Source organism: Orrella daihaiensis, assembly GCF_022811525.1.
In the GTDB taxonomy this organism is placed as follows: domain Bacteria; phylum Pseudomonadota; class Gammaproteobacteria; order Burkholderiales; family Burkholderiaceae_B; genus Algicoccus; species Algicoccus daihaiensis.
On record NZ_CP063982.1, the window covers coordinates 148,567 to 172,492 of the forward strand.

Consider the following 23,926-nt stretch of genomic DNA (forward strand, 5'->3'; position numbering starts at 1 on the left):
CTCTTCAAATTAACGTGAATACAATTCAACGACCATTGACTCGTTGACGTCACGAGCCACGTCACTGCGATCAGGCATCTGCTTGAACACGCCGGTGAACTTGCTGGCATCGACCTCTACCCACTGGGGCAGGCCAATATCAGTTGCCAAGTCCATGGACTCCTTGATGCGCGACTGTTTCTTGGCCTTCTCGCGAACGGAGATAACATCACCAGCCTTAACCAGCATCGAGGGAATATCAGCGGTGTGACCGTTGACTTCAATGGCGCGGTGAGCAACGAGCTGACGAGCCTCAGCACGCGTTGAGCCAAAGCCCATGCGATACACGACGTTGTCCAAACGCGACTCGAGCAATTGAATCAGTGTCTCGCCGGTGTTGCCGCGACGACGTTCTGCCTCGGCAAAGTACTTGCGGAACTGCTTTTCCAGAACGCCGTACATACGCTTGAGCTTTTGCTTTTCACGTAGCTGCAAGCCGTAGTCGGACAGACGAGCACCAGAGGTGCGACCGTGCTGGCCAGGTTTGGAATCAAGCTTGCACTTGGAATCCAACGAGCGACGGGCGCTCTTGAGGAACAGGTCGGTGCCCTCGCGACGAGAGAGCTTGCATTTAGGTCCAATGTAACGTGCCATGTCTCTATTCCTTAAATACGACGGCGCTTGGGCGGACGGCAACCGTTATGGGGCACCGGTGTGATGTCCGCAATACTTGAAATCTTGATACCCAATGCGTTCAACGCACGCACGGATGACTCACGACCTGGGCCCGGCCCTTTGATTCGCACTTCAAGCGTTTTAATGCCACACTCGATTGCGACACGACCAGCCGATTCGGCGGCGACCTGTGCAGCAAACGGCGTTGACTTACGCGAGCCCTTAAAGCCGGCACCACCTGACGTTGCCCATGACAACGCGTTGCCTTGGCGATCAGTGATGGTGATGATGGTGTTATTGAAAGAAGCGTGAACGTGGGCGATGCCATCGGACACATTCTTTTTGACTTTCTTGCGCACTCGTGATGCGCCTGCACTGGCTTTTGCCATTTTGCAATCCCCTTATTTCTTCAAGCTGGCCGCTGCGCGACGAGGACCTTTACGGGTCCGCGCGTTGGTGCGGGTACGTTGACCGCGAACCGGCAGGCCGCGCTTGTGACGCATGCCACGGTAGGTTCCCAAATCGATCAAGCGCTTGATCGACAGCTGAACCTCACGGCGCAGATCACCTTCGGTCGTGAACACACCGACGTGCTCACGAATGCGCTCTAGTTCTGCGTCGCTCAAGTCTTTGACTTTTTTGGACAAGGGCACACCAGCCGCTTCGCAAATCTTGCGAGCGCGAGTGCGTCCGATACCAAAAATGGCGGTCAGACCGATCTCAGCGTGCTGATGTGGCGGAATATTGATGCCAGCAATACGGGCCATGGCTTTTCCTCAGATATATACGTGTCGCGACCAGGATTAGCCCTGACGCTGCTTATGACGTGGGTCCGTGCAAATCACACGAACTACGCCGTGACGCTTAATGATTTTGCAGTTTCTGCAAATTCGCTTAACCGATGCCATTACTTTCATGGTTGACTCCTATAGTCCTTTCTATGCGCCGATCACTTGGAACGGAACACAATTCTTGCCCTGGAGAGATCATATGGCGTGAGTTCCACAGTCACTTTATCTCCAGGCAAAATCCTGATGTAGTGCATTCGCATCTTGCCGGAAATGTGGCCTAGCACTACGTGGCCATTTTCAAGCTTGACGCGGAATGTCGCGTTTGGCAGGTTCTCAAGAACCTCCCCCTGCATTTGAATAACGTCGTCCTTGGACATCTGCTACTTATCTCGTTGGTAGGCTCCCGCCCTTGAAGTTCGCCTTCTTGAGCAGGGAGTCATACTGTTGGGACATCATGTAGGCCTGAACCTGAGCCATGAAATCCATCGTTACGATCACAATAATGAGCAAAGACGTTCCACCAAAATAGAAAGGTACGTTCCAGCGCATCACCATAAATTCGGGCAACAAGCAGACCAGCGTGATGTAAAGAGCACCGGCCAACGTCAAACGGGTCAAAATCTTGTCAATAAAGCGAGCTGTTTGATCTCCCGGACGGATACCAGGTACAAACGCTCCACTACGTTTCAAGTTATCTGCTGTCTCTCGGCTGTTGAACACAAGCGCCGTGTAGAAAAAGCAGAAGAAAATAATTGCAGTCGCATACAGCGTGATGTACAGGGGTTGCTGCGGTGCGAGCGCCGCGGCCAAATCACCCAACCAAGTCAGGTTCTCACCACTAGCAAACCAGCTACTAACCGTTGCCGGAAACAAAATGATCGATGAAGCAAAGATGGGCGGGATCACACCAGCCATATTGAGCTTCAGAGGCAGGTGCGATTGCTGCCCGCCGTACATCTTGTTGCCAACCTGGCGCTTGGCGTAGTTGACCGTGATTTTGCGCTGACCACGCTCCACCAAAACTACAAACGCTGTGACCAAAACAACCAACACCAATATGAACAAGGCCGACAAAATCGACATCGCGTTGGTGCGGACCAGATCAAACAAACCGGCTAGTGCGGAGGGCAGGCCTGCAACAATACCGGCAAAGATAATGATCGAAATACCGTTACCAATGCCACGCTCCGTGATCTGTTCACCAAGCCACATCACAAACATCGTACCGGTCACGAGGGTAACGACAGTCGTCAGTCTAAATATCATTCCCGGCTCGATAACCAAGCCCGGCTGTGCTTCCAGCGCAACCGAAATACCAATCGCCTGAACCAGCGCCAGCAAAACCGTCCCGTAGCGGGTGTACTGAGTAATCTTGCGGCGTCCGGCTTCGCCTTCCTTCTTGATGGCCTCTAGCGACGGTACCACCACCGACATCAATTGCATGATGATCGATGCAGAAATGTACGGCATGATACCGAGAGCAAAAATCGAGAATCGCGATAGAGCACCACCAGAAAACATGTTGAACAGGCCCAGAATGCCACCCTGATTCTGCCTAAACAGATCAGCGAGCACCTCCGGATTGATTCCCGGCACAGGAATATGAGTTCCCAACCGGAAAACAATCAGTGCAAGGATCAGGAATCCTAAACGGCGACCTAGATCGCCATACTTAGGTCCTGCTTTACCCAGAGCCTGTGTTGCCAACTTACACCTCGCCTTTAGGCTACCGAGCCGCCTGCGGCTTCGATCGCTGCTTTAGCGCCAGCAGTCGCGGCCATGCCCTGAAGCGTCACCTTGCGGGTCAACTCACCAGACTTGAACACTTTCACGAACTTCACAGCCTGACCAATTACACCAGCCTGCTTCAAAGCCTGTACGTCAATTTCATCAACGGGCATTTTTTGAAGGTCTGACAAGCGGACTTGAGCATGTAAATGCTGGTCGCGGCTTGTGAAGCCCCGCTTGGGCAAACGGCGGTAGAGCGGCATCTGACCACCCTCAAAACCGACCTTATGAAAGCCACCAGATCTCGACTTTTGACCTTTGTGGCCACGTCCAGCCGTCTTGCCAAGTCCCGAGCCAATACCACGGCCAACGCGACGCTTTGCGTGCTTGGCTCCCTCGGCGGGCTTGATGCTATTCAATTCCATCGACATGATGATTCCTCTCAAACCTCTGAGACACGCACGAGATAATCGACCTTACGGATCATCCCACGTACCTCTGGTGTGTCGTTAAGCACTCGTGAGCTATTCAGACGACGCAGACCCAGACCACGCACCGTTGCACGGTGGTCTTCCCTGGTGCCGATGACAGAACGCACCAGCGTTACTTTGATTTGCTTTTGCGCCATGACTTACCCCAGAATCTCTTCAACGGTCTTGCCACGCTTTGCTGCGATCTCCGACGGCGTCACTGCCGCACGTAGCCCGTTAAGCGTTGCACGAACCAAGTTGTACGGGTTACTTGAACCCAAGCTCTTGGCCACCACGTTACGCACACCCATCACTTCGAAGATCGCGCGCATTGGACCACCAGCAATCACACCGGTACCTTCAGCTGCCGGCGCGATCAGCACTTTAGAGGCACCATGTTGCCCAACCACTGAATGGAAAACCGTTCCATTCTTAAGGGGTACTTTGAACAAGTCACGACGGGCCTGCTCCATCGCCTTTTGAACGGCTACTGGAACTTCGCGAGCTTTGCCCTTGCCCATGCCAACTCGGCCATCGCCATCGCCGACAACGGTTAGCGCCGCAAAACTCATCGTGCGACCACCTTTGACCACTTTGCTGACGCGATTGACTGCAATCATCTTCTCGCGAAGACCGTCATCACGCTCTTCCGCAGCACTCTTGCCTTGTACTTTAGCCATTTGACCTATCCTCGCTTAAAACTTGAGACCGGCTTCACGAGCCGCATCTGCCAATGCCTTCACACGGCCGTGATACCGAAACCCGGAGCGATCAAACGCAACGAGCTCAATACCTGCTGCCTTCGCCTTTTCGGCGACTCGCTTTCCAACCACTGAGGCAGCCGAGACATTACCGCCACGACCCGTTTGACCGGATAACTGCTGACGAACCTCTGGCTCAACGGTGGAGGCTGAAACCAACACGCGATCGCCTTCAGGCGAAATAATGTTGGCGTAAATATGTTGATTCGAACGAAATACCGTGAGTCGGTGCACGCGCAATTGCGCGATCTTCCGACGGGTCGGAATCGCACGACGCAAACGGGAAACTCTTTTGTCCATGATCTATCCTTGTCGGTGCGATTACTTCTTCTTGGTTTCTTTGATCACCACGCGCTCATCGGAATAACGCACACCCTTGCCTTTATATGGCTCTGGTGGACGATATGCCCGAATTTCAGCGGCGACTTGACCAACCACCTGTTTATCAATGCCCTTGATGACCACCTCGGTTTGAGATGGGCACTCAGCCTTGATACCGTCAGGCAAGTTGTGCAGTACGTCGTGCGAGAAACCAAGTTGCAGCTTGATCTGAGTACCTTGGACTTGAGCACGGTAACCCACACCCACGAGGTTCAGGCGGCGCTCAAAACCGGCGCTCACACCTTTAACCATGTTGGCGACAAGTGCCCGCAAGGTTCCAGACATTGCCTTAGCTTGTTTTGAATCGTTGGCGACAACAAAGGACAGCTTGCCTTCATTTTCGTTGACGATAACGTCACCGGTTAGCGTCTGGCTAAGAGTGCCCAACGGACCTTTTACGGTGATGGCATCAGCAGCAATCTTTGCTTCGACACCTTTTGGCAATTCGACCGGATATTTAGCAATACGTGACATGTTCCTCTCCTTACGCCACGTAGCACAAAACTTCACCACCAACGCCCGTAGCACGAGCTTTGCGGTCAGTCATGACACCACGAGAGGTTGACACAATCGCCACACCCAAACCATTCATCACTTGCGGAATGGCGCTGCGACCTTTGTAGATCCGCAACCCTGGGCGCGAGACACGTTCGATACGCTCAATCACGGGACGACCAGCGTAGTACTTGAGAGTGATTTCAAGCTCTGGCTTGGTTGCCGTGCCCTTGATCTCGTAGCTTTCGATGTAGCCTTCATCTTTCAAGACGTTAGCAATAGCCACCTTCAGCTTGGAGCAAGGCATGGACACGGTGGGTTTATCCACCTGCTGCGCATTACGAATGCGAGTCAGCATATCTGCGATGGGATCGCTCATGCTCATGTTCTATTCTCCTACCAGCTGCCCTTGGTCACGCCGGGAATTTCACCCTTCATGGCCAAATCGCGCAGTTTGTTGCGAGCCAAACCGAACTTGCGGAATACACCGCGGGGCCGGCCAGTGATTGCGCAGCGGCTACGCTGACGCGTTGGGTTTGCGTTGCGGGGCAACTGCTGTAGCTTCAGTCGTGCCTCGTAACGCTCTTCGTCGGACTTGCTGGAGTCATCAATGATGGCTTTCAGCTCAGCGCGTTTGGCCGCATATTTCTCAGCCAGCTTCACACGCTTGATATCACGATTAATCAGTGAAAGTTTTGCCACGTCATCACCCCTTTAATTGCGAAACGGAAAGCTAAAAGCCGTCAGCAGCGCTTTTGCTTCATCGTCCGTTTTTGCTGTCGTGGTGATACTGATGTTCATGCCACGCAGCGTATCAATCTTGTCGTACTCAATTTCTGGGAAGATGATCTGTTCTTTGATACCCACGTTGTAGTTACCACGACCATCAAATGCTTTGCCAGAAATCCCGCGAAAATCGCGAACACGAGGCAAAGCCACGTTGACGAAACGATCGAGAAATTCGTACATCCGACGACCACGCAAAGTCACCATGCAACCAATTGGGTAGTCTTCACGGATCTTAAAGCCGGCAATCGACTTGCGTGTCTTGGTCACGACAGGTTTTTGCCCAGCGATCTTGGTCATATCAGATACAGCGTGCTCGATAACTTTCTTATCGGCCACAGCCTCTGATACGCCCATGTTCAGCGTAATTTTGGTGATACGAGGAACTTCCATCGCGCTTTTGTAACCAAATTGCTCCTTGAGCTTTGGGGCGATTTTTTCCAAGTAGATGTCTTGTAAACGTGCCATTTGATTGCTCCTTACGCCTTGGCACCGACGGGCTCGCCGCTAGAGCGATACACACGTACTTTACGGCCGTCGTCTTCTAGCTTGATGCCAACACGATCACCCTTGCCAGTAGCAGGGTTGAAAATCGCCACATTCGAAATATGAATTGGCATGGACTTTTCGATAATGCCACCCGGAGTTCCCAACATTGGGTTAGGACGCGTGTGCTTTTTAACGATATTGATGCCTTCGACGACCACGTGATCAGCGTCGACTCGCTGAACAACCGTGCCACGACGGTTCTTATCACGCCCGGTCAGCACGATTACTTCGTCACCTTTACGAATTTTTTCCATGGTTCTCGCCTTTTAGAGCACTTCAGGCGCCAGGGACACAATCTTCATGAACTTCTCCGTACGAAGTTCACGGGTCACCGGGCCAAAAATACGGGTGCCAATCGGCTCAAGCTTGGCGTTAAGCAGCACGGCTGCATTGCCACCAAAGCGGATCAGCGAACCATCTTTGCGGCGCACGCCCTTGGCAGTGCGAACAACGACGGCGTTGTAGATCTCGCCTTTCTTGACACGGCCACGCGGTGCGGCCTCTTTGACACTAACCTTGATGATGTCGCCAATAGCGGCGTAGCGGCGCTTCGAGCCTCCCAACACCTTAATGCACATCACTGAGCGTGCACCTGTGTTGTCGGCCACGTCTAGCGTGGTCTGCATCTGAATCATGATTTTTCCTGTTCCCAACTTAATTCGCTAAACAAGTCTAGCGAATCAGTTTTGGTCCCGTCAGGCTGTTACACCCTGGGTCGAAATCTGTTTAATTACGGGGCTATCAGGTATTGCTATCTGACAACCGAGTTCTTTTCTCTCCCGAGTTAGGTTTGCTATGCAAGCCAATTAAATCGGGAAAGCCTTGTATTCTATAACAGATTTTTTTTTGTTGCAAACACAATCGATGCTCTAGCCAATACCGCTACCATATCTGGCTCTCTAGGCACGATCCAGCTTAGAGGATGCATCTTTTGAGCCCGAGTCGATAGTACATGTGAACTATTTTAGTGTGCCCAAGTCCAAACTAAGTACAATGACACCAGTTTCGGGGCCGATCCGGATTCGACGGGGGTCACAAAACAGCGTAGGGCATGCCGAGCACCAGTTCGCTCGTAAATCCACTGGAAAACCAATAAACGCCAACGACGAGCGTTTCGCCTTAGCCGCTTAAGCTAGGCCGCTGCACTGATTTGTCTTTGGGTCAGGTGGGTAAAACCACAGCAGCGTCATATACAAAGAATCGGCCTTTGCTGGGTCACACAGTAAAGGGCTAAAGCTACGTGAATCGCCTTGAACCGGCCTGTCGGCTGGCTAAGTTCCGGGTTAAATCAAAATAGGTCGACTAAGCATGTAGAACTGCCTGCGGCGGGCTTTCGGACGGGGGTTCAATTCCCCCCGGCTCCACCAATCCCACAGGGCTCGGATATTCTCCGGGCCCTTTTTCTTGCGCCAAAGAACCGCACCGAGCGGAGCTCGCGCCCTCGGGCTTGCGGACGTGATTGTGCAAAATGACAGCTTTTTGTCGCCAAATTGCCCCGATTTGTTCTCTATTCTCCGTTTAGGCTGCGGATACCCGCAGCCCCTGGGTCAGTAATTATGGGGGTCATCAGAGGGTGTTTCCTAGTCAACCATGCTTACCATTATTGGCTTGGCTATATGAAATAGCATTGCCAGGTATTTGATAGATGGTGCAGGCAGCGGGGCGAGTTTTCCTGAACTCACTGCCGCAAAAGTTGCCAAAGTTAAAATTGTCTCTACAAATTATGTGGCAAATTTTGCCAAACATATCGAAAGCCGCTAGAATCTCGCTATGGGCACCATGAATATTTCGCTCCCCGAAACCCTGAAGTCATTTGTTGATCAACAGGTCAGCCAGGGGAGGTATAGCACCAGTAGCGAATACCTCCGCGAGCTGATACGCAAAGATCAAGATCGCCTACGGCTTCGTGATTTACTCCTCTCGGGTGGTGCCTCTGCGTCAGGCGCACCCGCTAACGCCAGCTACTTTGAAAGCCTGCGTGACCGGGTACGCAAGAGCCCCAAGTCCGGCGCTCAGGAGTGAGGGCAAAGGCAATCATTCCGCGAGAAGTGGCTCACCGGGATGTGGATGAAGCAGTTGCCCATTATCTTGAACACGCAAGCGAGGATGTAGCACTGGGTTTTATTGATGCGCTTGAGGCAGCATACAATCATATCCGTCGCCACCCAGCAACAGGTTCCTCGCGCTACGCTCACGAACTAGATCTGCCTGGTCTGCGCTCGTGGTCAGTCAGCCGTTACCCCTACATTGTTTTCTATGTTGAACAGCCTGATTACATCGATGTCTGGCGAGTGCTTCATGGACAGCGTGATATTCCCGCATGGATGCAAGAGCCGGGCGGTGGACCAACCAACTGACTGACTCAAGTCCGGTTTCAATGGCCAAGACCGAATATTGTTATGCGTAGCTTGGTCGAATAAGCCAATGGTTTTTAGACAACGGCCCATATCTGATGGCTAAATGAGTTCATGGGATTTTTAACCCATTGAAACATCGGGATTTGTTATTTACCGATTTGTCCAAATAATGCGCCAAACACGCTCCCGTAGTTCCGGAAGCCCAGCGCCACTATTTGAGACCAATGACGACCACCTGTCATTCGTGATCATGCTTACGCGGCATCCTTTGTCTCTCGCCCCAGCAGTTGGCGCAGGAGACGTCACAGGGGAAGTCACCGATCAAATCACCGACCAAGTCATCGCAGAGATTGCGCGGTTACTGGCACGCACCCCGATGATGCGCGTTCAGAACACGGAACAATGCCCAATGACTATCGAATCGCTTTCTGGCTTCAGCCGCCGCGCGCGCCCACGCTGAGCATCCATCCTCGCCGATATCCGCCAACTGCTGGTGACCAACGTTTGGTGTGGGCAATGCCGTCACGCAGTGACAATCACCAATTCAGTGGAGCCATCAGGGGCAGCGACCTGCTGCTCGTGGGCAAATGTGCCGAGTTCCAAGGCGATGTGGCACGAGTAATCGAAGCTGGATGAGCATGTTCCCCGGAATTAATCCGCGCACAGCTGAACCGCTGAATCTGTTTTCTTGCCTGAAGAGAGGCAAACATAGGACCTTACACCCAGGGACTTGCGGTTGAACTTGTCCAAAATGACCGCCTTTTTCTCCTAACTCGTTCCCATTTGTTCTCTATTCTCCGTTTGGGCTGCGGATACCCGCAGCCCCTGGGTCAGCAAACACACGGGTTTTCAGAGGGTGTTTCGCAGTCAACCATGCCTAGCATTATTAGCTTGGCGGTATGAAATAGCGTTGCCAGGTCTTTGATGCCTAGAGCCCTCGCAGCATTGTCTGTTTTGCACTTACCGTCAAAATAGTTGCCAATGTTAAAATTGTTCTGGCAACATCCCCTCTCGCCTTTGAGTGATGCGCCCCATGGCGGGGCACCCCCAACGAAGGCATCCCAATCTCGGTCTCTAAGGGTTGTTTATTCCGGGTCATCAGACTCATATTTACGCGTCGGTTTTGCGCTTTGTCAGAAATAGATTTATATTTCTGACAATTGGAGTTTAATCATGAGCCAACTTGCTAAAACCATCTTGTCTGCTGCACAAACCCTGCCAGAGGGCGGCTTGTTGTCGGCCAAGGAATTTCTTCATCTGGCCTCTCGGGCTGCGGTGGACCAGACTCTTACCCGCCTTACCCGCGAAGGCAAACTCATGCGTGTGGGGCGAGGCGCCTACGCAGCACCGGTTGTAAGCCGTTTTGGTGTGCGTCCGCCTTCGACTGAAGCTGTGTTCAAAGCCATTGAGTCCACAAGCGGTGAGGTGATCGTGGCTAACGGTGCCACTGAGGCCAATGCGCTGGGCTTGACCACCCAAGTGCCGACCCGCGAGGTATTCCTGACTTCCGGACGTTCGCGTAAGCTGCAACTCGGTAACCGCGCCGTTGAGCTCAAGCATGGCAACCGATGGCAACTTGCCCTAGGCGCTCGACCGGCTGGCATGGCAATCCGTGCGCTCTCCTGGCTTGGACCCGAACAAGCATGCTCGGCCCTGAAGGTACTAAAGTCCAAACTGCCTTCAGAAGAATGGGCTGCCATGCGCTCTGCGCGAGCAGTATTGCCTAGTTGGATGGCGCGTGCGGTGAGCGAGGTCAGCGCACATGCCTAAGTCGTGGTTTGAGCTCAGCCTAGCCGACCGGTCCGAAGCCGTTTGCCGCATTGGATTGAACAAAACGTCCGACCCGTCATCGAGCAGGCACTGGTGGCGTGTGGACAGCAAGCTGAACTGAGTCTGGCAGGCAACAGTGGTGACAAGCTCATCATCACTTATCCGGCAATCAAAAAAGGAACCGGCTACGCTGCTGCTGCGATACAACTGGAGTTTGGGGCGCGAGCCACTGGCGAGCCCCACCAGAGACATCTTGTCGCCTGCGACATTGCTCCGCTCATTGATGGGGTGACATTTCCGACAGCACAGCCCTTGGTGATGACAGCCGAACGTACATTTTGGGAGAAAGCGACAGCGGCACACGTCTACTGCTTGCAAGGGCGTCTGCGTGGGGATCGCTATTCACGCCATTGGTACGACCTTGCCGCTTTGGCTAAAACAACGCACTTCGGTTCAGCGGCCAGCAATCACGAGCTGGCGCGACAGGTAGCTGAACACAAGTCCATGTTCTTTACCGAGAAAGATGCAAACGGCGACAAGATAGATTATTTCCGAGCGACCTCCGGACAACTGCAACTGATTCCGCAAGGGCCATCGTTTGACGCGCTAGCGCAGGACTACACCGCCATGCTCGAGGACGGGCTGCTGGCGATTGATCAACCTGCTTTCGAGGTCGTCATGGCGAGTTGCAAGACGGTTCAGGACAAAATCAATCGTCTGGCTCTGAAAGGCTGACAAGAAAATAGGAAATCTGCGTGGCACCGGATGTCTGGTGTGCGCGACTTTCTCCACGCCGTTTTCTCTCGAGTCTTTCTCTACTGATACGTTTGCTACAATTTGGTTTGTCATTGGGGAGTAGCCTCTCTCACCACGAGCGGCTTGCGTCAACATACTTGACCTGACAGGTCATGGCGTAAGCGGTCACCATCCTACATGGATGGGTACTTGGCAAGACCTTTGACCAAAACAGCACCGCATGGGCCGGGGTGCGTTTTGGTCATTGCGTATCAACGGCCAAGGATAGTGTCGTGGAATCTTTCTGGATCTCAACCGGTGTTGTTGCCCTGGCGGAAATGGGCGATAAAACTCAACTGCTCGCGTTGATTCTGGCCACCCGCTTTAAAAAACCTATGCCAATCGTCCTGGGGATTTTTTTGGCCACCGTTCTAAATCACGGTTTAGCGGGTGCCTTAGGTGCTTGGATCACCTCAAATGTAGATCCAAACTGGTTGCGCTGGGGTCTGGGTATTTCGTTTATCGCGATGGGGTTTTGGGCTCTGGCCCCAGATAAGTTTGAGTCTGAGCAAGCAGCGCTCAAAGGTAACTGGGGCGTATTTGGTGCCACTTTCGTCTTATTTTTTATCGCCGAAATCGGAGACAAGACCCAACTCGCTACTGTTGCACTTGCAGCCAACTACACAAGCACAAGCTCCGTGGTGATTGGGACGACCCTTGGTATGCTCATCGCAAATGTGCCTGCTGTGCTGCTCGGCGACAAAATCCTATCACGCATACCCATGCGGTTATTACGGTGGGTCGCGGCCTTCATCTTCGTAATTCTCGGAGGCTGGACAATTCTGAGTTGATTTAAGCTCGTCGAATCTTTTTGAAAAAATTGAGCGATGCCGCCCGTAAGGACATGATGTTCGCTAGACTAAAGGTGTACAGATTCAAAAATTACAGTCATCTTCATAAAACGGGACAATCATGTATCAGAAGCTTTCTCTCTATATTGACGGCAAATTTATTGACGCCGAAGGGCGGCAGACCCAGGAAGTTATAAATCCGGCCAATCGCGAAGTACTTGGGCATCTTCCTCATGCAACCGAGGCGGATCTGGAAGCCGCGCTTCAAGCCGCCGACAAGGCATTTCAATCTTGGCGCAAATCATCGCCGATCGAACGCGCTGCAATCCTCAGAAAAGTCGGCGAACTCACCCGCGAACGCGCACCAGAAATTGCTCGCAATATGACGCTTGATATGGGCAAGCCGCTTGCGGAGTCGATGGGCGAGTTGATTTCCTGCGCTGACCATTGCGATTGGCACGCAGAAGAGTGCCGCCGTATTTATGGGCGCGTGATCCCCCCGCGCAACCCGAACGTACGTCAGTTCGTACTGCGTGAACCGATTGGCGTTTGCGTTGCCTTCACGCCCTGGAACTTTCCTTATAACCAAGCGATTCGCAAGATCACTGCTGCAATTGGGGCCGGTTGCACGATTGTTTTAAAAGGCCCAGAAGATGCGCCAAGTGCAGTCATGGCCATTGCCCATATGTTTGCTGATGCGGGGCTACCACCAGGTGTATTAAATATTGTGTGGGGTGATCCGCCGAAAGTATCGGATTACCTTATTCGTTCACCGATTAGTCGTAAGGTTTCCTTCACCGGTTCAGTGGCTGTTGGTAAACATCTGGCGGCATTGGCTGGGCAGCACATGAAGCGAGTAACCATGGAGCTTGGCGGACACTCGCCCGTGTTGGTATTTGATGATGCGGATATCGAGAAAGCTGCAAAAATGCTCGCAAAGTTCAAGGTACGTAACGCTGGTCAGGTCTGCGTATCGCCAACGCGCTTTTATGTACAAAAGGGTGCGTACGATAAGTTCGTAGAAACATTCACTGCGGTGATGGGCAGCACGAAAGTCGGTGATGGTTTGGTCGAAGGAACGGAAATGGGTCCGTTGGCACATGAGCGGCGCGTGCCTGTCATGTCGAAGTTTGTGGAAGATGCGGTAAGCCGCGGCGGCAAGGTGCTCGTCGGGGGTAATCCTATTGAGGGAAATGGTTTCTTTTTCCCGCCGACGGTCATCACTGGCTTGCCAGAAGACTCCATGTTGATGACACAAGAGCCATTTGGTCCGGTCGCACCTGTGGTGTCATTCGATGACCCCGAGGAAGTCATTCGCAAGGCCAATAGTTTGCCATTTGGCCTGTCTTCTTATGTATTTACAAATTCGTTGCAGACCGCTACGAAGGTTTCCAATGCACTAGAGGCTGGCATGGTGAACATCAACCATTTTGGCAGTGCGCTTCCCGAAACACCATTTGGTGGTGTTAAAGAGAGTGGCATCGGCAGTGAAGGTGGCTCTGAGACGTTTGACGGCTATCTCGTTACGAAGTTTGTGACCCACGTCTAAGTTCACACTCTCACGCTAAAACAAAAGCGACACCTAAAAGTGTCGCTTTTGTTTTGTGCCATGACCTCGTCGAGCCATGGCTAACTAAACAGCGTTGGCTTAGATAATGCGTGCAGCCTCTACTAACCGCGTGACACGCCAAGACTTGTCACGAGAAATCGGACGGGATTCGGCGATTTCAACCATATCACCAGCCTTGAACTCGTTGGCTTCGTCATGTGCCTTGTAGCGTGCCGAGCGCATCACGACCTTGCCGAGCAAGGGGTGCTTCACGCGACGCTCAACCAGGACCACGACGGTCTTGTCCATCTTGTCGCTTACAACTTTGCCCACCAGTTTACGTTGGCGCTTGGCCGGGGTGGTTTGCGTTTCTGTCATGATCAGGCTCCAGCTTTCTGAGTCAGCAGGGTGCGCACGCGAGCAATGTCGCGACGAACCTTGCGGATCTCACTGTTGTTAGTCAGCTGTTGCGTGGCTTTTTGCATACGCAGTCCAAACTGAGCCTTGAGCAGACTGTCGAGCTCTTGCTTCAGTTCCGCAACGTCCTTGCTACGCAATTCACTTGCTTTCATTTGAATTCCTTTAATCGTTCGCTCAAGCGCCTAAATGGCGTGAGACGAAGGTCGTCGAAATCGGAAGCTTGGCCGCAGCAAGGCGGAAGGCTTCTCTTGCCAGCTCCTCACTCACCCCTTCCATCTCGTAAAGCACTTTGCCCGGCTGGATCTCAGCAACCCAATACTCAGGGTTGCCTTTACCGTTACCCATACGGACTTCAGCCGGCTTTTGTGAAATCGGCTTGTCCGGGAAGATACGGATCCAAATACGGCCACCACGTTTGATGTGACGGTTAATGGCACGACGAGCAGATTCGATTTGTCGTGCAGTCAACCGGCCACGGCCAGTTGCCTTAAGACCGAACTCACCGAACGACACATTTGTGCCGCGTGTAGCCAAGCCAGTATTACGGCCCTTTTGCTCTTTGCGATATTTTCTACGTGAAGGTTGCAACATAATTATTCTCCCTCAGGCGCTGGTGCAGCTTCAGGTGCGGCTGCTTCAGCACTCTTTCTTGGGGCACGGGTTCGACTGGCCGGGCGGCCGGCTTTGGCATCAGGCCGATCACCACGTGGTGCACGGCGCGGGCGACGCTCTTCTTCACGAGGAGCGGCCGTATCTGCAGGCAACTCACCGTTGGGCAGCATATCGCCTTTGTATACCCAAACCTTGATACCGATGACGCCGTAAGTCGTTTGAGCCTCGGATGTACCGTAGTCGATGTGCGCGCGCAGGGTATGCAGTGGCACACGACCTTCGCGATACCATTCGGTACGGGCAATTTCAATACCGTTCAAACGACCTGAGCTCATGATCTTGATACCCTGAGCACCTAGACGCATGGCATTTTGCATGGCGCGCTTCATGGCGCGACGGAACATAATGCGCTTCTCGAGCTGCTGGGCGATCGAATCGGCGATCAACTGAGCGTCTACCTCGGGCTTGCGGATCTCTTCGATGTTCACGTGCACTGGTACGCCCATCAAGCGCTGAAGATCCGATTTCAAACCTTCAATATCCTCACCGCGTTTGCCGATCACTACACCCGGACGAGCCGAGTAGACCGTGATACGTGCATTCTTGGCAGGACGCTCAATCAAGATGCGACCAACCGAGGCGTTTTTGAGTTTCTTCTTCAGGTACTCGCGAACGCGAATATCTGAAGCAAGCAAACCCCCAAAGTCTTTTTCTGACGCATACCAGCGCGATGCCCAGTTACGTGTAACTGCGAGGCGGAACCCAATCGGGTTAATTTTCTGACCCATCTTGACTCCTTAAGCGCTGACTTTGACAGTGATATGGCAAGTCTGCTTCTCAATGCGATTACCGCGACCTTTCGCGCGCGCTGAGAAACGTTTCATCGACTGTGCCTTATCGACATAAATCGTGGAAATCTTCAACTCATCAATGTCGGCACCATCATTGTGCTCTGCATTGGCGATGGCAGATTCCACGGCCTTTTTAAGAATGCCAGCGGCCTTCTTGTTCGTGAATGCCAAGATATTCAGCGCCTGAGCGACCGACTTGCCCCTGATCAAATCAGCAACTAGACGGGTCTTTTGCGCGGAAATTCGAACGCCACGAATATTAGCTGTCGTTTCCATGATTTACCTCTTCGCCTTTTTATCGGCTGCGTGACCTTTGAACGTACGGGTCAACGCAAACTCGCCGAGTTTGTGGCCAACCATGTTCTCGTTGATATAAACGGGAACATGCTGGCGGCCATTATGGACGGCGATGGTAAGCCCAATAAATTCGGGCAGGATGGTTGAGCGGCGCGACCAGGTCTTGATCGGCTTTTTACCTTGCTCGGCTACAGACGCTTCCACTTTCTTGAGCAGATGCGCGTCTACAAACGGGCCTTTTTTGATCGAACGTGACATGATTCGCCCTCTTACTTACGCTTGCGACGCTGGACGATCATATTGTTCGTCCGCTTGTTGCGACGGGTCTTGTAACCCTTCGATGGCGTACCCCAGGGGCTCACTGGCTCCTGAGCTTCACCCGTGCGGCCCTCACCACCACCATGTGGGTGATCGATCGGGTTCATGGCAACACCACGCACCGTCGGACGAATACCGCGCCAACGCATCGCACCGGCTTTGCCGATCTGACGCAGGCTGTGCTCTTCGTTGCCAACTTCACCGATGGTGGCACGGCACTCGATATGCACACGGCGAACTTCGCCTGAACGCAATCTGACCTGTGCGTAGGTGCCTTCACGGGCTAGCAAGACAGCTGAAGCACCAGCAGCACGGACCATCTGAGCACCCTTGCCCGGAAGCATTTCAACGCAGTGAATGGTCGTACCGACCGGAATGTTGCGAATAGGCAGTGTGTTGCCAACCTTGATCGGCGCTTCGATGCCCGAGAGCAACGTCGTACCAACCTGCAAGCCGCGTGGCGCAATGATGTATCGACGCTCACCGTCTGCATAGCAAAGCAATGCAATGTGTGCCGAGCGGTTGGGGTCATACTCAAGACGCTCAACCTTTGCCGGGATACCATCTTTGTTGCGACGGAAGTCAATCAAGCGATAGTGCTGCTTGTGACCACCACCACGATGACGGACCGTGATGTGACCGTTATTGTTACGGCCGGAACCACGCTTTTGCTTTTCAACGAGCGAGGCAACTGGGGCGCCTTTGTGCAGTGACGGGGTCACTACCTTGAGCATGCCGCGGCGACCGGGCGATGTCGGTTTAACTTTTACGAGGGCCATTTAGTTTACCTCCGCAAAGTTGAGTTCCTGACCAGCCTTCAGAACCACATAGGCCTTGCGCTCATTGCGACGGCGACCCATGTAGCGGCCGAAACGCTTTTCCTTGCCCTTGCGGTTAAGGACCTGGACAGAGTCAACCTCAACTTTGAACAACAGCTCAACAGCTGCTTTGATTTCAGGCTTCGTGGCATCGGGTGCAACACGAAACACGATCTGGTTGTTGCGCTCCGCAACCTCTGTAGCTTTTTCGGTCACGATGGGAGCGAGGATTACTTGCATCAAACGATCGTTGTTCATCCCAGCATCTCCTCAAGTTGAGCAACAGCCGGCTTGGTGATCAGCACTGTCTTGTAGTGAATCAAGGACAGCGGATCAGCGTAACGCGGCTCAATTACAGCCACGTGCGGCAGGTTGCGCGTTGCCAGGTAAACGTTCTCATCAACCTCATCAGTAATGATGAGCACCGAATCCATGCCCATGTCGCGCAGCTTCTGTGCAGCGAGCTTGGTCTTTGGAGCCTCGAGTGTGAACGTATCAACGATGGCAATGCGGTCTTCGCGAGCAAGTTGCGACAGGATCGAACGGATACCTGCGCGGTACATCTTTTTGTTCACTTTATGGCTGAAGTTCTCGTCGGGCGAATTCGGGAATGTACGACCACCCCCACGCCACAGCGGTGACGACGTCATACCAGCACGTGCACGACCAGTGCCTTTCTGTTTGAAAGGCTTCTTGGTCGAGTGCTTGACCTCAGCACGATCCTTCTGGGCACGATTACCCATACGCGCATTGGCCTGGTAGGCGACGACGATTTGGTGAATCAGTGCCTCGTTATAGTCACGGCCGAACACGGTATCCGGTACGTTTACTGTCGAGTCTGACTTGCCTTGATCATTCAGGAGCTTGATATCCATTTCTATTAGGCTCCTTTCTTAACGGCGGCTTTAACTGCTGGGCGAACGATGACGTTTGCACCAGCATGCCCGGGCACTGCGCCCTTGACCATCAAAAGACCGCGCTCAACGTCAACACGCACCACGTCCAAATTTTGGATCGTGCGGGTAACATCACCGAGGTGACCCGCCATTTTCTTGCCAGGGAAGATACGGCCGGGGTCTTGAGCCTGACCAATCGAACCAGGCGCGCGGTGTGACACAGAATTACCGTGTGACGCACGCTGCGAACCGAAATGGTGACGCTTGATGGCACCAGCGAAGCCTTTACCAATGGTCGTGCCAGTTACGTCAACTTGCTGACCAGCCTCGAACACGCTGTCAACAGCAACGACGGCACCAGGGGCAAATTCGGCTGCTTTTGCCGGATCAAGGCGGAACTCTTTGAGCACACTACCCGACTCAACGCCAGCCTTGGCGAAATGACCTGCGAGGGGTTTGTTAACTCTGGACGCACGGCGAGTGCCAAACGTCAGTTGGACAGCCGCGTAACCGTCAGATTCTTGCGTCTTAACCTGGGTGACACGGTTGTTCGACACGTCAAGCACTGTCACGGGGATCGATTCTCCCTCATCTGTGAACAGGCGAGTCATGCCGACCTTCCGACCAACCAAGCCAAGCCGATGCGCGGCGGGCGTAGGTGTCGCTTTCGACATCATATTCTCCCGGGTGTTACCCGATTCCCGACTTCGATTGGCCGGGGCTAGTAAAAATTCAGATAAGGCGCCTTTAAAAACGCTTTTCTGAACCGCTTATTCAGTCACTTTTCAGTGAGCCAAAGATACTACCACGATGTGAGGGTTTTCCGCAAGGGTTATCCCCACATCCGTATTCCATTATTGCAAAGCAATCTCAACATCTACACCGGCAGGCAAGTCCAGACGCATCAAAGCATCAACGGTCTTGTCGGTCGGATCAACGATGTCCATCAGACGCTGGTGGGTGCGCATCTCAAGCTGATCACGCGAGGACTTGTTCACGTGTGGTGAGCGCAAAATGTCATAGCGACGGATCCGTGTGGGCAGCGGCACAGGGCCGCGAACAACAGCACCAGTGCGCTTCGCCGTATCAACGATTTCTGCTGCTGACTGATCGATCAACTTGTAGTCAAAAGCTTTTAGGCGAATGCGGATTTTTTGATTCTTCATGAATAGATTCCAAAGAGCGCATTTATAAAAACCACCCCACTTCAATAGCGAGGTGGTTTCTTGGATTTACTTCAAGATTTTAGCGACGACGCCGGCGCCCACGGTACGACCGCCTTCGCGGATCGCAAAGCGCAGGCCCTCTTCCATGGCGATCGGCGCAATCAGCTTGACCGTCATCGCCACGTTATCTCCCGGCAACACCATCTCTTTGTCTGCCGGCAGATCAATCGTGCCCGTCACGTCCGTCGTACGGAAGTAAAACTGCGGACGATAGCCGTTAAAGAACGGCGTGTGACGCCCACCTTCTTCCTTGGACAAGATGTACACCTCGGCGGTGAACTCCGTGTGCGGGTTGATCGAACCGGGCTTGGCCAACACCTGACCGCGCTCGACTTCCTCGCGCTTGGTGCCACGCAGCAAAATACCCACGTTATCACCGGCCTCACCCTGATCGAGCAACTTGCGGAACATCTCCACGCCCGTGCAGGTCGTCTTCAGCGTATCGCGGATACCCACGATCTCGATTTCCTCACCGACCTTGATCACGCCACGCTCAATACGGCCCGTGACCACCGTGCCACGACCCGAGATCGAGAACACGTCTTCAACCGGCATCAAAAACGCACCATCCACCGCACGCTCAGGCGTCGGAATGTAGGTGTCCAGTGCCTCGGCCAACGCCAAAATCGCCTGCTCACCCAGCTCACCGGTGTCACCCTCAAGCGCCTTGAGCGCCGAACCCTTCACGATCGGGGTATCGTCACCCGGGAAGTCATACTTCGAGAGCAATTCGCGAACTTCCATCTCCACGAGCTCAAGCAGCTCGGCATCATCGACCATGTCGGCCTTGTTCAGGAACACGATGATGTAAGGCACGCCCACCTGACGTGACAACAAAATGTGCTCACGCGTCTGGGGCATTGGGCCGTCAGCAGCCGACACCACCAAAATCGCACCGTCCATCTGCGCTGCACCCGTGATCATGTTCTTCACATAGTCCGCGTGGCCTGGGCAGTCAACGTGCGCGTAGTGACGATTCGCTGTCTCGTACTCCACGTGCGCGGTGTTAATCGTGATGCCACGTGCGCGCTCTTCGGGCGCCGCATCAATGGCTGCGTAGTCCTTGGCCTCGCCACCAAACTTGCGCGACAGCACTGTCGTGATCGCCGCTGTCAGCGTCGTCTTGCCGTGATCCACGTGACCAATCGTGCCCACGTTCACGTGGGGCTTGGTACGCTCAAACTTGCCTTTTGCCATGATGATTTCCTCTTAAATTTAATTATTTGCTACGAGCCGCGATGATTTCGTCGGCCACGTTTTTCGGTGCTTCAGCGTAGTGCTTGAATTCCATGGTGTACGTCGCACGACCTTGCGTCAGAGAACGCAGGTTAGTGGCGTAACCAAACATTTCAGCCAGTGGCACTTCCGCGCGAATAATCTTGCCGCCACCAACCATCTCGTCCATGCCTTGGACCATGCCACGGCGTGATGACAAATCGCCCATCACCGTACCGGCATAATCTTCTGGCGTTTCTACTTCCACAGCCATCATGGGCTCCAGAAGAACAGGGCTAGCCTTGCGCATACCGTCTTTAAAAGCCATGGAGGCGGCCATACGGAATGCGTTTTCATTCGAGTCCACGTCGTGGTATGACCCGAAGAACAAGGTAGCTTTTACATCCACGACAGGATATCCAGCTAACACGCCGGAGGGCAGAGTTTCCTGGATTCCTTTATCAACAGCCGGAATGTATTCGCGAGGAACCACACCGCCTTTGATGGCGTCAACGAACTCATAGCCACCACCTGGCTCAAGCGGCTCGAGCTTGAGCACCACGTGGCCGTATTGACCACGACCACCGGACTGCTTGACGAACTTGCCTTCGATTTCTTCGCAAGTCTTACGGATCGTTTCGCGATAGGCAACCTGTGGCTTACCAACGTTGGCTTCAACGTTGAACTCACGGCGCATGCGGTCAACAAGAATTTCAAGGTGTAATTCACCCATGCCTGAAATAATCGTTTGCCCGGACTCTTCATCGGTACGCACACGGAACGAAGGATCTTCTTGAGCCAGACGCGAGAGCGCCAAACCCATCTTTTCCTGGTCGCTCTTGGTCTTGGGCTCAACCGCCTGAGAAATCACAGGCTCAGGGAACACCATCCGCTCAAGCGTGATGTGTGAATCAACATCACACAGAGTTTCACCGGTCGTGACATCCTTCAGACCCACGACAGCTGCAATGTCACCAGCAACAACTTCTTTGATCTCTTCACGGTTGTTGGCGTGCATCTGCAGAATTCGACCGATGCGCTCTTTCTTGCCTTTAACCGGGTTGTAAACCGTGTCGCCGGATTTAAGCACGCCCGAATACACGCGCACGAAAGTCAGCTGACCAACATAGGGGTCGGTCATAAGCTTGAATGCCAACGCGGAGAACTTCTCGCTATCGTCAGCTTTACGCGACACTTTGGTTTCGTCGTCGAGTTCGCCTTCAACCGGAGGAATGTCGATAGGCGAAGGCAAGAACTCGATCACCGCGTCAAGCATACGCTGAACGCCTTTGTTCTTAAATGCCGTACCGCACAACATGGGCTGTATCTCGTTGGCAATCGTACGCGTACGCAATGCCTTGACAATTTCCTCTTCGCTCAAATCGCCGGACTCGAGATACTTGTTCATCAAGTCTTCTGAAGATTCAGCTGCGGTCTCGACAAGCTTCTCACGCCATTCTTTGGCTGAAGCTTCGAGTTCAGCAGGAATGTCGACGTAGTCAAACTTGGTACCTTGACTGGCCTCATCCCAGATGATCGCTTTCATCTTGATCAAGTCGACCACGCCCTTGAAATTCTCTTCAGCACCGATTGGGATTACGATCGGCACCGGATTGGCTTTCAGACGCATCTTAAGCTGGTCATAGACCTTGAAAAAGTTCGCGCCTGTACGATCCATCTTGTTCACAAAAGCCAAGCGAGGTACACGATACTTGTTGGCCTGACGCCAAACCGTCTCGGACTGCGGCTGCACACCACCCACGGCGCAATACACCATGCAAGCGCCATCGAGCACACGCATTGAGCGCTCAACCTCAATGGTGAAGTCAACGTGTCCCGGGGTGTCAATCACGTTAATGCGGTGCTCTTGGAAGTTCTGCCCCATACCACGCCAGAAGGCAGTGGTCGCCGCTGAGGTAATCGTGATGCCACGCTCTTGTTCTTGCTCCATCCAATCCATGGTGGCAGCGCCATCATGGACTTCACCAATCTTGTGATTGACGCCTGTGTAGAACAGGATGCGCTCAGTAGTCGTGGTTTTTCCAGCGTCAATGTGCGCGGAAATACCAATATTGCGGTAGCGCTCAATCGGGGTTTTACGGGACATGATGATGACTTCCTAAAATTACCAACGGAAATGGCTGAAAGCTTTGTTGGCTTCGGCCATCTTGTGCGTGTCTTCACGCTTTTTCATCGCAGCGCCGCGACCTTCAGCAGCGTCTAGCAGTTCACCAGCCAAACGCAAGTCCATTGACTTCTCACCGCGCTTCTTGGCTGCTTCACGCACCCAACGCATCGCCAACGCCAGTCGACGCACAGGGCGAACTTCGACGGGCACCTGATAGTTCGCACCACCAACACGGCGGCTCTTGACTTCGACGAGCGGCTTGACGTTATTGATGGCGGTATCAAATACCTCCAGGGGATCTTTGCCAGACTTTGACTGGATCTGCTCGAGCGCGCCGTAAACAATGCGCTCAGCGACTGCTTTCTTGCCAGAAAGCATGACGACGTTCATAAACTTGGCAAGCTCAACACTGCCAAACTTTGGGTCGGGCAGAATATCGCGTTTGGGGACTTCGCGACGACGCGGCATATCAATTCCTTTGTGTCAATTCAGTTGGGAACGAAAAGTTTCGTTACCCTCGGCAACCAAAATGGCAGCCACTTACGTTCCCGGTCTCAACCGGTTGCACTCACCTAACCGTTTTTGCGGTCAAAGTGACTCTGTTGCGCACACTAAGTGTGCAGTTAAAAACGCCAAAAACTTGGCATTTAAAACGGATCTAATCTTATGCTTTCTTTGGACGCTTGGCGCCGTACTTGGAGCGGGCTTGCTTACGATCTTTCACGCCCTGCAGATCGAGCGAACCACGAACAATGTGATAACGCACACCTGGCAGATCCTTTACACGACCGCCGCGAACGAGCACTACTGAGTGTTCCTGCAGGTTGTGGCCTTCACCACCGATGTAAGAAATCACCTCATAGCCATTAGTCAAACGTACTTTGGCGACCTTACGCAAAGCGGAGTTTGGCTTCTTAGGGGTCGTCGTGTAGACACGAGTACACACACCGCGACGTTGGGGGCACTCCTCCAACGCAGGGCTTTTGCTCTTGGCAATGGCTACAGCACGCGGTTTGCGTACGAGCTGGTTAATGGTTGGCATACCTCTTTCCTATAAAACCGTTGTCTTTCGACTAACTGGCGGAACTTCCGAATCCGGTTGCGGGCCAAATTTGACGCATGCCCACCCCCTGACGGAGAACCGTAAAAGAGCAGGTATGCCGAACGCCTTACCCGTTAGGCCCGGCTAAACCGGTAAGGCAAAAACTACACCAGATGCACCGCACCGGTGGCCCTGCAATTTCGCTACAAACAATGATGCGAAATCA

At 53.3% G+C, this 23,926-nt stretch carries 38 protein-coding genes, 1 other RNA gene and 1 riboswitch; of the genes, 8 read left to right on the forward strand and 31 right to left on the reverse strand.

Annotated elements, in window-relative coordinates; all coding sequences use genetic code 11:
• Nucleotides 1–9 precede the first annotated feature (9 nt).
• Genes rpsD through rplN form a run of 16 tightly spaced genes read right to left on the reverse strand, consistent with a single transcriptional unit; the run spans nucleotide 10 to nucleotide 7,250 of the window.
• Nucleotides 10–633: a 30S ribosomal protein S4 gene (gene rpsD, locus DHf2319_RS00615; protein WP_243478887.1), complete on the reverse strand. Its 624-nt coding sequence runs from the start codon at nucleotides 631–633 to the stop codon at nucleotides 10–12.
• Between the two features lie 11 nt (nucleotides 634–644).
• A complete protein-coding gene (rpsK, locus tag DHf2319_RS00620; RefSeq protein WP_243478888.1) occupies nucleotides 645–1,043 on the reverse strand; it encodes a 30S ribosomal protein S11 in 399 nt (132 codons plus the stop codon).
• 12 nt (nucleotides 1,044–1,055) lie between these two features.
• Nucleotides 1,056–1,421, reverse strand: a complete 366-nt coding sequence (gene rpsM / locus DHf2319_RS00625) for a 30S ribosomal protein S13 (protein ID WP_243478889.1) — start codon at nucleotides 1,419–1,421, stop codon at nucleotides 1,056–1,058.
• A 36-nt stretch (nucleotides 1,422–1,457) separates the two neighbouring features.
• The gene (gene rpmJ, locus DHf2319_RS00630; protein WP_003805360.1) at nucleotides 1,458–1,571 is read right to left on the reverse strand and encodes a 50S ribosomal protein L36; all 114 of its coding nucleotides are present in this window, start codon (nucleotides 1,569–1,571) and stop codon (nucleotides 1,458–1,460) included.
• 32 nt (nucleotides 1,572–1,603) lie between these two features.
• The gene (gene infA / locus DHf2319_RS00635) at nucleotides 1,604–1,822 is read right to left on the reverse strand and encodes a translation initiation factor IF-1 (protein WP_165023363.1); all 219 of its coding nucleotides are present in this window, start codon (nucleotides 1,820–1,822) and stop codon (nucleotides 1,604–1,606) included.
• A gap of 7 nt (nucleotides 1,823–1,829) precedes the next feature.
• Entirely contained in the window at nucleotides 1,830–3,152 is a 1,323-nt protein-coding gene (secY, locus tag DHf2319_RS00640; RefSeq protein ID WP_243478890.1) for a preprotein translocase subunit SecY, read from the reverse strand.
• Nucleotides 3,153–3,166: 14 nt separating this feature from the next.
• Nucleotides 3,167–3,598 (reverse strand): 50S ribosomal protein L15, encoded by a 432-nt coding sequence (gene rplO / locus DHf2319_RS00645; protein ID WP_369810203.1) that lies wholly within the window; start codon nucleotides 3,596–3,598, stop codon nucleotides 3,167–3,169.
• Between the two features lie 17 nt (nucleotides 3,599–3,615).
• Nucleotides 3,616–3,801, reverse strand: coding sequence for a 50S ribosomal protein L30 (gene rpmD / locus DHf2319_RS00650; RefSeq protein WP_243478891.1), 186 nt, complete (start codon nucleotides 3,799–3,801; stop codon nucleotides 3,616–3,618).
• A gap of 3 nt (nucleotides 3,802–3,804) precedes the next feature.
• Nucleotides 3,805–4,323, reverse strand: coding sequence for a 30S ribosomal protein S5 (gene rpsE / locus DHf2319_RS00655; protein WP_243478892.1), 519 nt, complete (start codon nucleotides 4,321–4,323; stop codon nucleotides 3,805–3,807).
• A 15-nt stretch (nucleotides 4,324–4,338) separates the two neighbouring features.
• Nucleotides 4,339–4,704 carry a 50S ribosomal protein L18 gene (rplR, locus tag DHf2319_RS00660; protein ID WP_243478893.1) on the reverse strand — a complete coding sequence of 122 codons (366 nt, stop codon included), beginning with the start codon at nucleotides 4,702–4,704 and terminating at the stop codon, nucleotides 4,339–4,341.
• Between the two features lie 21 nt (nucleotides 4,705–4,725).
• Nucleotides 4,726–5,259, reverse strand: a complete 534-nt coding sequence (gene rplF, locus DHf2319_RS00665) for a 50S ribosomal protein L6 (RefSeq protein WP_243478894.1) — start codon at nucleotides 5,257–5,259, stop codon at nucleotides 4,726–4,728.
• 10 nt (nucleotides 5,260–5,269) lie between these two features.
• Nucleotides 5,270–5,665: a 30S ribosomal protein S8 gene (rpsH, locus tag DHf2319_RS00670; RefSeq protein ID WP_243478895.1), complete on the reverse strand. Its 396-nt coding sequence runs from the start codon at nucleotides 5,663–5,665 to the stop codon at nucleotides 5,270–5,272.
• Nucleotides 5,666–5,676: 11 nt separating this feature from the next.
• Entirely contained in the window at nucleotides 5,677–5,982 is a 306-nt protein-coding gene (gene rpsN / locus DHf2319_RS00675) for a 30S ribosomal protein S14 (protein ID WP_243478896.1), read from the reverse strand.
• A 12-nt stretch (nucleotides 5,983–5,994) separates the two neighbouring features.
• Complete coding sequence (rplE, locus tag DHf2319_RS00680; protein WP_243478897.1) at nucleotides 5,995–6,534, reverse strand: 50S ribosomal protein L5; 540 nt, start codon at nucleotides 6,532–6,534, stop codon at nucleotides 5,995–5,997.
• A gap of 11 nt (nucleotides 6,535–6,545) precedes the next feature.
• A complete protein-coding gene (rplX, locus tag DHf2319_RS00685; RefSeq protein ID WP_243478898.1) occupies nucleotides 6,546–6,869 on the reverse strand; it encodes a 50S ribosomal protein L24 in 324 nt (107 codons plus the stop codon).
• A 12-nt stretch (nucleotides 6,870–6,881) separates the two neighbouring features.
• Nucleotides 6,882–7,250 (reverse strand): 50S ribosomal protein L14, encoded by a 369-nt coding sequence (rplN, locus tag DHf2319_RS00690; protein WP_243478899.1) that lies wholly within the window; start codon nucleotides 7,248–7,250, stop codon nucleotides 6,882–6,884.
• A 372-nt stretch (nucleotides 7,251–7,622) separates the two neighbouring features.
• On the opposite strand from rplN, the gene ssrA reads away from it, so the two are divergent.
• From ssrA to DHf2319_RS00730, 8 genes are all read left to right on the forward strand, one after another.
• Nucleotides 7,623–7,982, forward strand: a transfer-messenger RNA (tmRNA) gene (gene ssrA, locus DHf2319_RS00695).
• Between the two features lie 403 nt (nucleotides 7,983–8,385).
• A complete protein-coding gene (locus DHf2319_RS00700) occupies nucleotides 8,386–8,637 on the forward strand; it encodes a type II toxin-antitoxin system ParD family antitoxin (RefSeq protein ID WP_243478900.1) in 252 nt (83 codons plus the stop codon).
• Entirely contained in the window at nucleotides 8,634–8,972 is a 339-nt protein-coding gene (locus tag DHf2319_RS00705) for a type II toxin-antitoxin system RelE/ParE family toxin (protein WP_243478901.1), read from the forward strand. Before DHf2319_RS00700 ends, DHf2319_RS00705 begins: the two co-directional genes overlap by 4 nt.
• A 402-nt stretch (nucleotides 8,973–9,374) precedes the next feature.
• Nucleotides 9,375–9,608: a hypothetical protein gene (locus tag DHf2319_RS00710; RefSeq protein ID WP_243478902.1), complete on the forward strand. Its 234-nt coding sequence runs from the start codon at nucleotides 9,375–9,377 to the stop codon at nucleotides 9,606–9,608.
• Between the two features lie 537 nt (nucleotides 9,609–10,145).
• The gene (locus DHf2319_RS00715) at nucleotides 10,146–10,742 is read left to right on the forward strand and encodes a DUF6088 family protein (RefSeq protein ID WP_243478903.1); all 597 of its coding nucleotides are present in this window, start codon (nucleotides 10,146–10,148) and stop codon (nucleotides 10,740–10,742) included.
• Nucleotides 10,743–10,784: 42 nt separating this feature from the next.
• Entirely contained in the window at nucleotides 10,785–11,477 is a 693-nt protein-coding gene (locus DHf2319_RS00720) for a nucleotidyl transferase AbiEii/AbiGii toxin family protein (RefSeq protein WP_243478904.1), read from the forward strand.
• A 97-nt stretch (nucleotides 11,478–11,574) separates the two neighbouring features.
• Nucleotides 11,575–11,762, forward strand: a riboswitch (yybP-ykoY riboswitch).
• 8 nt (nucleotides 11,763–11,770) lie between these two features.
• Nucleotides 11,771–12,328: a TMEM165/GDT1 family protein gene (locus DHf2319_RS00725; protein ID WP_243478905.1), complete on the forward strand. Its 558-nt coding sequence runs from the start codon at nucleotides 11,771–11,773 to the stop codon at nucleotides 12,326–12,328.
• A 121-nt stretch (nucleotides 12,329–12,449) separates the two neighbouring features.
• Nucleotides 12,450–13,877 carry an NAD-dependent succinate-semialdehyde dehydrogenase gene (locus DHf2319_RS00730; protein WP_243478906.1) on the forward strand — a complete coding sequence of 476 codons (1,428 nt, stop codon included), beginning with the start codon at nucleotides 12,450–12,452 and terminating at the stop codon, nucleotides 13,875–13,877.
• Between the two features lie 99 nt (nucleotides 13,878–13,976).
• Here DHf2319_RS00730 and rpsQ read toward each other — a convergent pair whose 3' ends face one another.
• From rpsQ to rpsL, 15 genes are all read right to left on the reverse strand, one after another.
• Nucleotides 13,977–14,255, reverse strand: coding sequence for a 30S ribosomal protein S17 (gene rpsQ, locus DHf2319_RS00735; RefSeq protein ID WP_243478907.1), 279 nt, complete (start codon nucleotides 14,253–14,255; stop codon nucleotides 13,977–13,979).
• Nucleotides 14,256–14,257: 2 nt separating this feature from the next.
• The gene (gene rpmC / locus DHf2319_RS00740) at nucleotides 14,258–14,449 is read right to left on the reverse strand and encodes a 50S ribosomal protein L29 (protein ID WP_243478908.1); all 192 of its coding nucleotides are present in this window, start codon (nucleotides 14,447–14,449) and stop codon (nucleotides 14,258–14,260) included.
• A 22-nt stretch (nucleotides 14,450–14,471) separates the two neighbouring features.
• A complete protein-coding gene (gene rplP, locus DHf2319_RS00745) occupies nucleotides 14,472–14,888 on the reverse strand; it encodes a 50S ribosomal protein L16 (protein ID WP_243478909.1) in 417 nt (138 codons plus the stop codon).
• A 2-nt stretch (nucleotides 14,889–14,890) separates the two neighbouring features.
• Entirely contained in the window at nucleotides 14,891–15,697 is an 807-nt protein-coding gene (gene rpsC, locus DHf2319_RS00750) for a 30S ribosomal protein S3 (protein ID WP_243478910.1), read from the reverse strand.
• A 9-nt stretch (nucleotides 15,698–15,706) separates the two neighbouring features.
• On the reverse strand, nucleotides 15,707–16,036 hold the full coding sequence (rplV, locus tag DHf2319_RS00755; protein WP_243478911.1) for a 50S ribosomal protein L22: 330 nt from the start codon (nucleotides 16,034–16,036) through the stop codon (nucleotides 15,707–15,709).
• 3 nt (nucleotides 16,037–16,039) lie between these two features.
• Entirely contained in the window at nucleotides 16,040–16,315 is a 276-nt protein-coding gene (gene rpsS, locus DHf2319_RS00760; protein ID WP_243478912.1) for a 30S ribosomal protein S19, read from the reverse strand.
• An 11-nt stretch (nucleotides 16,316–16,326) separates the two neighbouring features.
• Entirely contained in the window at nucleotides 16,327–17,154 is an 828-nt protein-coding gene (rplB, locus tag DHf2319_RS00765; protein ID WP_243478913.1) for a 50S ribosomal protein L2, read from the reverse strand.
• Nucleotides 17,155–17,451, reverse strand: a complete 297-nt coding sequence (gene rplW, locus DHf2319_RS00770) for a 50S ribosomal protein L23 (protein WP_243478914.1) — start codon at nucleotides 17,449–17,451, stop codon at nucleotides 17,155–17,157.
• The gene (rplD, locus tag DHf2319_RS00775; protein ID WP_243478915.1) at nucleotides 17,448–18,068 is read right to left on the reverse strand and encodes a 50S ribosomal protein L4; all 621 of its coding nucleotides are present in this window, start codon (nucleotides 18,066–18,068) and stop codon (nucleotides 17,448–17,450) included. The genes rplW and rplD overlap by 4 nt, the downstream gene beginning before the upstream one ends.
• 5 nt (nucleotides 18,069–18,073) lie before the next feature.
• On the reverse strand, nucleotides 18,074–18,763 hold the full coding sequence (rplC, locus tag DHf2319_RS00780; protein ID WP_243478916.1) for a 50S ribosomal protein L3: 690 nt from the start codon (nucleotides 18,761–18,763) through the stop codon (nucleotides 18,074–18,076).
• A gap of 180 nt (nucleotides 18,764–18,943) precedes the next feature.
• Nucleotides 18,944–19,255 carry a 30S ribosomal protein S10 gene (gene rpsJ, locus DHf2319_RS00785; RefSeq protein ID WP_243478917.1) on the reverse strand — a complete coding sequence of 104 codons (312 nt, stop codon included), beginning with the start codon at nucleotides 19,253–19,255 and terminating at the stop codon, nucleotides 18,944–18,946.
• A 66-nt stretch (nucleotides 19,256–19,321) separates the two neighbouring features.
• On the reverse strand, nucleotides 19,322–20,512 hold the full coding sequence (tuf, locus tag DHf2319_RS00790; RefSeq protein ID WP_243478918.1) for an elongation factor Tu: 1,191 nt from the start codon (nucleotides 20,510–20,512) through the stop codon (nucleotides 19,322–19,324).
• A 22-nt stretch (nucleotides 20,513–20,534) separates the two neighbouring features.
• Nucleotides 20,535–22,637: an elongation factor G gene (fusA, locus tag DHf2319_RS00795; protein WP_243478919.1), complete on the reverse strand. Its 2,103-nt coding sequence runs from the start codon at nucleotides 22,635–22,637 to the stop codon at nucleotides 20,535–20,537.
• Nucleotides 22,638–22,655: 18 nt separating this feature from the next.
• The gene (rpsG, locus tag DHf2319_RS00800; RefSeq protein WP_243478920.1) at nucleotides 22,656–23,126 is read right to left on the reverse strand and encodes a 30S ribosomal protein S7; all 471 of its coding nucleotides are present in this window, start codon (nucleotides 23,124–23,126) and stop codon (nucleotides 22,656–22,658) included.
• Nucleotides 23,127–23,322: 196 nt separating this feature from the next.
• Nucleotides 23,323–23,700: a 30S ribosomal protein S12 gene (gene rpsL / locus DHf2319_RS00805; protein WP_243478921.1), complete on the reverse strand. Its 378-nt coding sequence runs from the start codon at nucleotides 23,698–23,700 to the stop codon at nucleotides 23,323–23,325.
• Nucleotides 23,701–23,926: the final 226 nt, after the last annotated feature.

Bases quoted from the DNA above. Each gene is read 5' to 3' on its own strand.
- DHf2319_RS00715 (WP_243478903.1), top strand. From the start codon at position 10,146: ATGAGCCAACTTGCTAAAACCATCTTGTCTGCTGCACAAACCCTGCCA.
- rpsQ (WP_243478907.1), bottom strand. From the start codon at position 14,255: ATGACAGAAACGCAAACCACCCCGGCCAAGCGCCAACGTAAACTGGTG.
- DHf2319_RS00710 (WP_243478902.1), top strand. From the start codon at position 9,375: ATGCCCAATGACTATCGAATCGCTTTCTGGCTTCAGCCGCCGCGCGCG.
- rplF (WP_243478894.1), bottom strand. From the start codon at position 5,259: ATGTCACGTATTGCTAAATATCCGGTCGAATTGCCAAAAGGTGTCGAA.
- rpsK (WP_243478888.1), bottom strand. From the start codon at position 1,043: ATGGCAAAAGCCAGTGCAGGCGCATCACGAGTGCGCAAGAAAGTCAAA.
- rplB (WP_243478913.1), bottom strand. From the start codon at position 17,154: ATGGCCCTCGTAAAAGTTAAACCGACATCGCCCGGTCGCCGCGGCATG.
- rpmC (WP_243478908.1), bottom strand. From the start codon at position 14,449: ATGAAAGCAAGTGAATTGCGTAGCAAGGACGTTGCGGAACTGAAGCAA.
- rplX (WP_243478898.1), bottom strand. From the start codon at position 6,869: ATGGAAAAAATTCGTAAAGGTGACGAAGTAATCGTGCTGACCGGGCGT.
- rpsL (WP_243478921.1), bottom strand. From the start codon at position 23,700: ATGCCAACCATTAACCAGCTCGTACGCAAACCGCGTGCTGTAGCCATT.
- rplC (WP_243478916.1), bottom strand. From the start codon at position 18,763: ATGTCGAAAGCGACACCTACGCCCGCCGCGCATCGGCTTGGCTTGGTT.
- rpsD (WP_243478887.1), bottom strand. From the start codon at position 633: ATGGCACGTTACATTGGACCTAAATGCAAGCTCTCTCGTCGCGAGGGC.
- rplV (WP_243478911.1), bottom strand. From the start codon at position 16,036: ATGGAAACGACAGCTAATATTCGTGGCGTTCGAATTTCCGCGCAAAAG.
- rplN (WP_243478899.1), bottom strand. From the start codon at position 7,250: ATGATTCAGATGCAGACCACGCTAGACGTGGCCGACAACACAGGTGCA.
- DHf2319_RS00700 (WP_243478900.1), top strand. From the start codon at position 8,386: ATGGGCACCATGAATATTTCGCTCCCCGAAACCCTGAAGTCATTTGTT.
- DHf2319_RS00730 (WP_243478906.1), top strand. From the start codon at position 12,450: ATGTATCAGAAGCTTTCTCTCTATATTGACGGCAAATTTATTGACGCC.
- rpsS (WP_243478912.1), bottom strand. From the start codon at position 16,315: ATGTCACGTTCGATCAAAAAAGGCCCGTTTGTAGACGCGCATCTGCTC.
- rpsE (WP_243478892.1), bottom strand. From the start codon at position 4,323: ATGGCTAAAGTACAAGGCAAGAGTGCTGCGGAAGAGCGTGATGACGGT.
- rpsG (WP_243478920.1), bottom strand. From the start codon at position 23,126: ATGCCGCGTCGTCGCGAAGTCCCCAAACGCGATATTCTGCCCGACCCA.
- rplP (WP_243478909.1), bottom strand. From the start codon at position 14,888: ATGTTGCAACCTTCACGTAGAAAATATCGCAAAGAGCAAAAGGGCCGT.
- infA (WP_165023363.1), bottom strand. From the start codon at position 1,822: ATGTCCAAGGACGACGTTATTCAAATGCAGGGGGAGGTTCTTGAGAAC.
- rpsJ (WP_243478917.1), bottom strand. From the start codon at position 19,255: ATGAAGAATCAAAAAATCCGCATTCGCCTAAAAGCTTTTGACTACAAG.
- rpmD (WP_243478891.1), bottom strand. From the start codon at position 3,801: ATGGCGCAAAAGCAAATCAAAGTAACGCTGGTGCGTTCTGTCATCGGC.
- rpsH (WP_243478895.1), bottom strand. From the start codon at position 5,665: ATGAGCATGAGCGATCCCATCGCAGATATGCTGACTCGCATTCGTAAT.
- tuf (WP_243478918.1), bottom strand. From the start codon at position 20,512: ATGGCAAAAGGCAAGTTTGAGCGTACCAAGCCCCACGTGAACGTGGGC.
- rplE (WP_243478897.1), bottom strand. From the start codon at position 6,534: ATGGCACGTTTACAAGACATCTACTTGGAAAAAATCGCCCCAAAGCTC.
- fusA (WP_243478919.1), bottom strand. From the start codon at position 22,637: ATGTCCCGTAAAACCCCGATTGAGCGCTACCGCAATATTGGTATTTCC.
- rplW (WP_243478914.1), bottom strand. From the start codon at position 17,451: ATGAACAACGATCGTTTGATGCAAGTAATCCTCGCTCCCATCGTGACC.
- rpmJ (WP_003805360.1), bottom strand. From the start codon at position 1,571: ATGAAAGTAATGGCATCGGTTAAGCGAATTTGCAGAAACTGCAAAATC.
- rpsC (WP_243478910.1), bottom strand. From the start codon at position 15,697: ATGGGTCAGAAAATTAACCCGATTGGGTTCCGCCTCGCAGTTACACGT.
- rplD (WP_243478915.1), bottom strand. From the start codon at position 18,068: ATGGATATCAAGCTCCTGAATGATCAAGGCAAGTCAGACTCGACAGTA.
- rplR (WP_243478893.1), bottom strand. From the start codon at position 4,704: ATGGACAAAAGAGTTTCCCGTTTGCGTCGTGCGATTCCGACCCGTCGG.
- rpsM (WP_243478889.1), bottom strand. From the start codon at position 1,421: ATGGCCCGTATTGCTGGCATCAATATTCCGCCACATCAGCACGCTGAG.
- rplO (WP_369810203.1), bottom strand. From the start codon at position 3,598: ATGGAATTGAATAGCATCAAGCCCGCCGAGGGAGCCAAGCACGCAAAG.